General features: G+C 56.2%; 6 protein-coding genes. 4 read left to right on the top strand and 2 right to left on the bottom strand.

Going from position 1 to position 7,832, the window contains the following annotated elements; genetic code table 11:
- Positions 1 to 58: 58 nt before the first annotated feature.
- Positions 59 to 412 (bottom strand): ArsR/SmtB family transcription factor, encoded by a 354-nt coding sequence (locus ACTH3D_RS11705; protein WP_441667298.1) that lies wholly within the window; start codon positions 410 to 412, stop codon positions 59 to 61.
- Positions 413 to 772: 360 nt separating this feature from the next.
- On the opposite strand from ACTH3D_RS11705, the gene ACTH3D_RS11710 reads away from it, so the two are divergent.
- From ACTH3D_RS11710 to ACTH3D_RS11720, 3 genes are all read left to right on the top strand, one after another.
- Positions 773 to 2,767: a propionyl-CoA synthetase gene (locus tag ACTH3D_RS11710; RefSeq protein ID WP_441667299.1), complete on the top strand. Its 1,995-nt coding sequence runs from the start codon at positions 773 to 775 to the stop codon at positions 2,765 to 2,767.
- 255 nt (positions 2,768 to 3,022) lie between these two features.
- On the top strand, positions 3,023 to 3,688 hold the full coding sequence (locus ACTH3D_RS11715) for a 7-cyano-7-deazaguanine/7-aminomethyl-7-deazaguanine transporter (RefSeq protein WP_441667300.1): 666 nt from the start codon (positions 3,023 to 3,025) through the stop codon (positions 3,686 to 3,688).
- 27 nt (positions 3,689 to 3,715) lie between these two features.
- Complete coding sequence (locus ACTH3D_RS11720) at positions 3,716 to 4,495, top strand: alpha/beta fold hydrolase (RefSeq protein WP_441667301.1); 780 nt, start codon at positions 3,716 to 3,718, stop codon at positions 4,493 to 4,495.
- A 22-nt stretch (positions 4,496 to 4,517) separates the two neighbouring features.
- Here ACTH3D_RS11720 and ACTH3D_RS11725 read toward each other — a convergent pair whose 3' ends face one another.
- Complete coding sequence (locus ACTH3D_RS11725; RefSeq protein ID WP_441667302.1) at positions 4,518 to 5,849, bottom strand: ABC transporter substrate-binding protein; 1,332 nt, start codon at positions 5,847 to 5,849, stop codon at positions 4,518 to 4,520.
- Positions 5,850 to 6,017: 168 nt separating this feature from the next.
- On the opposite strand from ACTH3D_RS11725, the gene ACTH3D_RS11730 reads away from it, so the two are divergent.
- On the top strand, positions 6,018 to 7,724 hold the full coding sequence (locus ACTH3D_RS11730) for a potassium/proton antiporter (protein WP_441667303.1): 1,707 nt from the start codon (positions 6,018 to 6,020) through the stop codon (positions 7,722 to 7,724).
- Positions 7,725 to 7,832: the final 108 nt, after the last annotated feature.

The following is a 7,832-nucleotide window of genomic DNA, read 5'->3' on the forward strand; positions in this document are numbered from 1 at the left end:
TCCCGCTTGTATCTCCGCCCGCATTGGGCGGAGGTTTACGCGGATTTTTGCTAACAGGTCAGCTATTGTCTCGTGAGGTCTGCTGGTTATCCGGATCAAGTGTGTTGAGGTTGAGGCTGGCCAGGGTGTCGATAATGATGCGTGCAAGATTACCCTTGAGCGAGTAGTAGATGGTCTGGGATTCACGCCGTGTGCTCACCAGATTGTCACGCCGCAAAATGGCCAGGTGCTGGGAAAGCGCCGACTGGCTGATGGCGACACGTTGGTTGATCTCGGTGACTGATAGCTCCTCAGTACACAGTAGATCAAGTATCCGGAGGCGGTTGTAGTTGGCCATGGCCTTCAACAGGGTGGTGGCTTTGCTTAGTGAGTCAACGCCGAGTTGTTCAGTAGATGTCTGGGATGGGTTCATTTTATTGTGACTCCGCCATGATATTGCCAGTCTGATATAGCTGTTAAGAATATATCATGGCCCGATTGCTGAGGTATCACTTTATGCTAACGCAGTATGAAGCAAGGTTTCGTTTGTAAAGCGTTTAATTGTTGGCTGGAAGGATTTTTTGTTTTCTTGAAGGCACTCTTTGTGCGCGCATTGTCAACAAAGTATCTGGTGGTCACGGGTGCTGAAGGATAAAAGATGTCCGCTGGAAAGCTATAGGCTTCAGTGGAGGAATTGCTTGTTTCTTGTGTGTCTGAGCGGGACTTCCGCTATCGATTAAGGTGTTCTGGATCTAGTTCATTTGTCGTAGTTTAGCCTTTGGTATGACGACGAATGCGCCTGTGTGTTCTAAAGTGTCAACAATCTTGGTTGTTGGCCGATACTCAACACACACTTAACTCAACTTGGCGGATTGTCATGAGCACCTATCTCAGCGAATTTCAGCGCTCTGTGGAGCATCCCGAGGCATTCTGGGGCGAGCAAGCCAAGCGTATTCCTTGGTCGAAACCACCGCAGCGCGTCCTCGAGTACGATGATCAGGGTCATGCGCGTTGGTATGTCGATGGAGAGCTGAACCTTTGCCATGTCGCCATTGACCACCATGTCGACAGTGGACGCGGTGATCAGCCGGCGATTTATTGGGACTCGCCAGTCACTGACAGCAAGCGCACCCTGACGTATTCGGATCTTAAGGATCAGGTGTCACGCTTCGCCGGCGTGCTGCGCGGTCTGGGTGTTGAAAAGGGCGATCGGGTCGTCATCTATATGCCCATGGTGCCCGAGGCGCTGGTGGCCATGTATGCCTGCGCGCGTCTGGGTGCTGTTCACTCGGTGGTATTTGGCGGCTTTGCGCCCAATGAGCTAGCGATGCGCATCGACGATGCCGAGCCGACTGTCGTGGTGGCAGCGTCGTGTGGCGTGGAAGTGGATCGCGTATTGCCTTACAAGCCGTTCGTGGATGAAGCCATTAGTCTGAGTGCCCACAAGCCGGCAGCTACTGTTATCTTCCAGCGAGAGCAGTGCACGGCCGAGCTGGGTGACAAGGACCACGACTGGGCTACGCTGATGCGTGACGCCAAGCCTGCTGAATGTGTACCGGTGGCAGCGACCGATCCACTGTATATCCTATATACCTCCGGCACTACCGGTAAGCCCAAGGGTGTTGTGCGTGATACTGGTGGCTACGCGGTGGCGCTGCATTACTCCATGGAAAACATCTATGCCATGCAGCCGGGTGAGGTGTTTTTCTCAGCCTCGGATGTGGGCTGGGTGGTGGGCCATTCGTTCATTGTTTATGGGCCACTGATTCGGGGTTGCACCACGGTGGTTTACGAGGGCAAGCCGGTTCGCACACCGGATGCCGGGGCTTTCTGGCGCTTGATTTCTGAATACCAAGTAAAGAGTTTCTTTACAGCCCCGACCGCATTCCGCGCGATCAAGAAAGAAGACCCAGACGCCAAACTGCTGGGAAATTACGATATTTCCTGTCTGAGGGTGCTGTATCTGGCAGGTGAGCGACTCGACCCGCCGACCTTCCACTGGTTGGATGACCTGCTGCCGGTCCCAGTGGTCGATCATTGGTGGCAGACTGAAACCGGCTGGCCGATTGCTGCCAACCTCCAGGGGCTGGAGGCGATGCCGACAAAAGCCGGCTCAGCCACGGTGCCAGTGCCCGGTTATCAGGTAAAAATACTGGATCGCGACGGCGAGCCGGTCAAAGCTAATGAGCAGGGCAGTATCGTGATTGCCCAGCCGCTGCCGCCGGGATGTTTGGCAGGACTGTGGCATGATCCTGAGCGCTTCCAGAGTTCTTATATGCTGGCCTACCCCGGCTACTACCTGACTGGAGATGGCGGTTATCTGGATCAAGACGGATACCTGTTCATCATGGGGCGCACCGATGACGTCATTAACGTCGCCGGTCACCGGCTGTCTACCGGTGAAATGGAAGAAGTGTTAGGTGAACACCCGGCGGTGGCCGAGTCGACAGTGATCGGTATCCAGGATGCGCTGCGCGGGCAGGTGCCGGTAGGTATGGTCATTCTCAAGGATGGTTTTGAAGGTGATATTGATGCACTGGAGCGAGAGCTGATCGAGCGGGTGCGCTCCCAGATTGGTCCCATTGCCTGTTTGCGTGAGGTGTTGATCGTCGACCGGCTGCCCAAGACGCGCTCCGGCAAGATCTTGCGCAAGCTACTGCGTACCATCGCCGATGGTGAGACATTTGGCGTCCCTTCGACCATCGATGATCCAGCCAGTGTCGAGGATATTCATAACGCCATGAAAGACCGAGATATCGGTTCATCCGGGCAGGCTAGAATGACCTGAGCCTGAGTGCGGACTACCATCTGAGTGGCAGTATGACCGTGCCTAGCATGGATTCGTATTGGTCATATAGTGGTTTTGGAAAAGGGCGCTGATCACTGTGATCAGCGCCCTTGTTTCTGTTGGGTTGGCCAATGTGGCAGCCAGCAGGCATTTGGCCGGGCGCGACCGGGTGCGTATACTGTCGCTCTCGTTTAGAACTGTATTGCCACCCCGAGGGTTCCCTCACCCCTCTGCCAGCATAAAAAGGATGCTTCAATGCTTGCTGTTTCAGATCGACAATTGCGCCGTTGCTTGGTGCTGCTGGTGTGCTTCCATATCGGCATTATTGCAGCCAGTAACTACCTGGTACAGATTCCCTTCACCATTTTTGGCGTCCATACCACCTGGGGGGCGTTCAGTTTTCCCTTCATCTTTCTTGCCACTGACCTCACCGTGCGTGTTTTTGGCAAGCAGTCGGCAAGGAAGATCGTTTTCTGGGTCATGTTTCCCGCGCTTGTCGTGTCTTACGTGGTATCGGTCGTTTTCCCCCGCGGTGGCTTTGCCGGCTTTGAAGCGCTGAGCGAGTGGAATCTTGTGGTAGCCCGGATCGCACTGGCCAGCTTTGCTGCCTATTGCATAGGTCAGTTGCTGGACATTACCATTTTTGACCGACTGCGCCAGCTGCGCGCTTGGTGGGTGGCACCAGCGCTGTCCACCATTGTGGGAAACCTTGCAGATACTATGGCGTTCTTCTCGGTGGCATTCCATGGCAGCCCTGACCCCTTCATGGCGGCTAACTGGCAGCAGATTGCCTGGGTAGACTATGCCGGCAAGTTGGTGATCAGCCTGGTGTTCTTCTTGCCGCTGTATGGCATTGTGCTGGCCTGGCTAAGTCGCCGTCTCTCCGGCGTCAGCAATGGCCCTGTGGCGGTCCACAACTGAGTCAAACCCACTATTCAAGGAACTCCCATGAGCGTAGTGCTGAACCATACCGATAGCGGCGGTGAGGGTACGCCACTAATCATCATCCATGGCCTGTTTGGCAGTGGTGACAACTGGCGCTCACACCGGCGCCACTGGCAGAGTAACTACCGTGTCATCACGTTGGATCTGCGTAACCATGGCCAATCACCGCATACGCCTGGCATGAGCTACACCGCAATGGCCGGCGATGTGCTGGCTCTGATGGACAGCCTAGGTATCGATAGCGCGCACCTGCTTGGGCACTCTATGGGGGGCAAGGTGGCGATGAGCTTGGCGCGGGAGTTTCCTAAGCGTGTCCAGTCGTTGATCGTGGCCGACATTGCGCCGGTGGTCTATGACCATCACGGCCACAACAATGTGTTTGCCGCATTGAACAGTGTTGCTGGGGCTCACCCGGCCGACCGCTCAGAGGCCGATGCGCTGATGGCTGAGCATGTCTCAGAGCGTGCTGTGCGCTTGTTTCTTGCGACCAATCTTGTGCGTAGGGAGGAAGGCGGTTTGTGTTTGCGCATTGGCTGGGAAGAAATAGAGACCGGCTACGAGGACATCATCGGTCTGCCTGCAGGTGAGAAAGCATTTGACGGGCCTGCCTTAGTGGTACGAGGCGGGCGCAGCCCTTATGTGTCTGAGGACAGTATCCCGGCGCTGTATGGCGTGTTACCACAGGCAGAGATCGTCACACTTGATGGTGCTGGCCACTGGCTGCATGCCGAGCAACCTGACGCCTTCCAACGTAGCGTGGATGAGTTTCTTACTGCTCTGTAGGGCTGGCTGGACACGGTATTTGTTAAGGTGATGGTAGCGAGCCGGGATCGAGTGCTAGACGCTCCACTGGCGTGATCTTGTCGACAATGCCGCTGTCAAAGAGGTATTGCTCAAAGCCCGCATAGCGCCCTTGTGATAACGCGGCTGGACTCAGACTAAGCCGGGCGCGGGTTTCTGGCCATTCCTTCTGATTGTACAGGCTATTTATCCGTGGCTCGGCGCTGGTCAGTTCCGTCCAGCTTTCCTCAGGGTGGGTGATGATCCAGGCCGTTGCTTCCTCAAGTGCTTCCACAAAATGGCGGATGGCATCTCGTTGCCCCTCCAGGTGATCGCGGTTGGCAATGACGATCAGCCCGTCGTGGAGTGGAACACCCAGCTCTGCCACTGGGTAGGACTGTGTTGTCAGGCCGTCGCTGGCCAGGGTTTCAGTGACCTGATGCTGCATGGCACCGATGATGGCATCGATGCGACCTTCACGAATGGCATCGTCGACTCGGAAATGAATCTTGGGGCTTTCGATCTGCTCGGGGCGCAGTCCCAGGCTGTCCAGCAGCGCCGGAAGCAGAACCTGTCTGCCGTCGCGATCGAGGTGGCCGATCCGGGCACCGTCAAGCAAACTCAGGTCGTCAAAGTCGGGGCGTCCAACCAGCAGGAAAGACAGCGGCAGGCGAATCAGACTAGCAACACGAGTCAGTGGTTTTCCCTCATTGACCAGTAAGTGCAACAGGGGTTGGCGTGTCAGCGCCAGGTCGACCCGGCCGGCAGCCAGCAGCTTGGTCGGCGCTTCGGGATCAGCCGGCGTCACCAGCTCCACTTCTAAGCCACGCTGTTGGAACAGCCCGCGTTGCTGAGCGATAAACAGCGGGGCGTGGCGGGGGCTTGGGTACCAGTCAAGCATCACTTTGAGATCGTGGGTTGGAGGGGGCTCGAGCGGTTCGGCGGGGCCAGCGACGATATCAGGCGCTGTCGCTGACAGCGTGGAGAGCATAGCGTGGGGGGCAGGTGTTTCAGGTACTGGCGCCAGTGGGCTGAAAGCGCGCCCAGAGTAGCGTTCCAACCATTGCTGGATGGTGCCGGAAACCCACTGGCCGGTGCTCAACGTTAGAATAGGCGAGCTTCCGGTGTTCTTATTCTGCGGCCTGGATGGGCTCAGTGGCGCCTGATCGGGATAGCCTGGCTTGTCGGCCTCGCTGGCCTTTTCAGCAGGGAGCGTGTCGAGTTGTGGCCCAAGATCCGCGGCGGCGGGGGGCTGGCCGTCTACTGCTTTATCGGCATTCACCGGCTCTGTGCTCAACCATCCAGTGGCAAGCAGCACAATCAACCAGACTGGCCAGCGATGACGACGTGAGAGCATGGGTACGGCTCCGCTGAAATAAAGAAACACTCAGTAACAATCGCGTAAGTCTAGTGGGGCTGGCCGACCCTGACCAGTGCCAAAGAGATGGACAAGCGGAGTGAGTCGATTATCGCCGTACTGCGTTCATCATGCGATAATCACAGGACTTTTTATTGGCAGGATGTCATGGATACGATTAACAGCCTCTTTCTTCTCAGCGGTCTTCTGATCGCTCTGAGCATTTTTGCCAGCCGGCTCTCGACCATTGTGGGTGTGCCCTTACTGCTCATCTTTCTTGGGCTTGGCATGCTTGCTGGTGAAGAAGGGCTGCTGGGGATCAAGTTCGACAACTATGATCTGGCGTTTGGCATAGGCCATCTTGCATTGGCAATGATCCTGCTCGACGGCGGGCTGCGCACCCGGCTGAAAACGTTCCGGGTGGGCTTTCGTCCGGCTCTGGTGTTGGCTACCGTCGGGGTGCTGATTACCACGGCTGTGGTTGGTACGGTGGCAATGGTCCTGTTTGACCTTACCCTGATCGAAGGTTTGTTGGTCGGTGCCATTGTTGGCTCCACGGATGCTGCGGCGGTGTTTTCCATGCTAGGTGGCAGTGGCGTCAATCTTAATGAACGTGTCAGTGCCACGCTTGAAATTGAATCGGGTACCAACGACCCGATGGCCATTTTTCTGACCCTGATGCTGGTCGAGCTGTTGACTGGTGAGATCGGCTCTCCGGTTGAAACCATTATGTTTTTCATCAGTCAGTTCGGGCTGGGGCTGTTGATCGGCATTTCAGCGGGCTGGTTGATCGGCCGTGTTATCAGTTGGATGGACCTGGCTCCAGGGCTTTACTCGCTGCTGGTGTTGGCGCTGGGCTTCTGCGTGTTTGGTATTACCAGTGTGCTGGGGGGAAGCGGCTTTCTGGCGATCTACCTGGCTGGCCTGATGATCGGTAACCGTCCGGGTCGCCATCTCAGTTTCATCCTTCCCGTACACGACGGTTTTGCTTGGTTAAGCCAGATAGGGCTATTTCTGGTGCTGGGTATGCTCGTCACTCCCAGCAAGATGCTGCACTACGCGGTGCCGGCGCTGCTAGTGTCGATCACGCTGATCCTGTTTGCGCGCCCGTTAGCCGTCATTCTTACCGTCAAGCCGTTTTTTCGTTTCCGCTGGCGTGAAGTCATCTTCATTTCTTGGGTCGGGCTGCGCGGGGCGGTGCCTATCGTGCTGGCGATCTTCCCTGTGATAGGCGGCGTTGCCCATTCTGAGCTGTATTTCAATGTGGCCTTTTCAGTGGTGTTCCTGTCGCTGCTGATCCAGGGGGGATCGCTTTCCTGGGCTGCCAAAAAGCTCAAGATCGTGGTGCCGGCCACTGCCGAGCCGGATCGGCGCGGCCCTTTGGGTATTACGGCAGACAATGATTACGAGATGTTCGTTTATAAAGTCGATAACAGTGAGCTTGAGCAGTCGCTGATCCGTCAGCTGTACTTTCCGTCAGGTGCCCTAATTGCTTCGCTGTTTCGTAATGGGGTCATGCTGCACCCCAAGGGCAATACCGAGCTGCAACGCGACGATGTGCTATGTGTGATTGGACGCACTGATGACCTTCCTGCACTTAACCGTCTGTTCAATGGCGATGCCATGCTCAAGCAGGAACGTGCTTTCTTCGGCACCTTTACGTTTGACGGTGATGTGCTGATGGGAGACGTCAGTGATACTTACGGGTTGACGCTGAGCCCCGGCGAGCGTGATATGACTGTGGCAGAGTTTATTTCACTGCGTGTTGGTGGCTACCCGGTGGTGGGTGATGACGTAGACTGGCATGGAATTCATTGGGTCGTCAGTGAGATGGAAGGTAACAGTGTGACGCGGGTTGGTCTTCGTCTGTATTAAAGCAGGCCAGAGGCACCTAGATGGATATAAGGCACCTGACATTCCCCGCCCGCCGCGCTTTGGGCGAGGGTTCTTGGGTCACCCCGAGAACCTTCCTGCTTCAACACG

Origin of the sequence: Halomonas sp., from assembly GCF_052095765.1 — a bacterium.
Lineage (GTDB): Bacteria > Pseudomonadota > Gammaproteobacteria > Pseudomonadales > Halomonadaceae > Halomonas.

Bases quoted from the DNA above. Each gene is read 5' to 3' on its own strand.
- ACTH3D_RS11705 (WP_441667298.1), bottom strand. From the start codon at position 412: ATGAACCCATCCCAGACATCTACTGAACAACTCGGCGTTGACTCACTA.
- ACTH3D_RS11710 (WP_441667299.1), top strand. From the start codon at position 773: ATGCGCCTGTGTGTTCTAAAGTGTCAACAATCTTGGTTGTTGGCCGAT.
- ACTH3D_RS11715 (WP_441667300.1), top strand. From the start codon at position 3,023: ATGCTTGCTGTTTCAGATCGACAATTGCGCCGTTGCTTGGTGCTGCTG.
- ACTH3D_RS11720 (WP_441667301.1), top strand. From the start codon at position 3,716: ATGAGCGTAGTGCTGAACCATACCGATAGCGGCGGTGAGGGTACGCCA.
- ACTH3D_RS11725 (WP_441667302.1), bottom strand. From the start codon at position 5,849: ATGCTCTCACGTCGTCATCGCTGGCCAGTCTGGTTGATTGTGCTGCTT.
- ACTH3D_RS11730 (WP_441667303.1), top strand. From the start codon at position 6,018: ATGGATACGATTAACAGCCTCTTTCTTCTCAGCGGTCTTCTGATCGCT.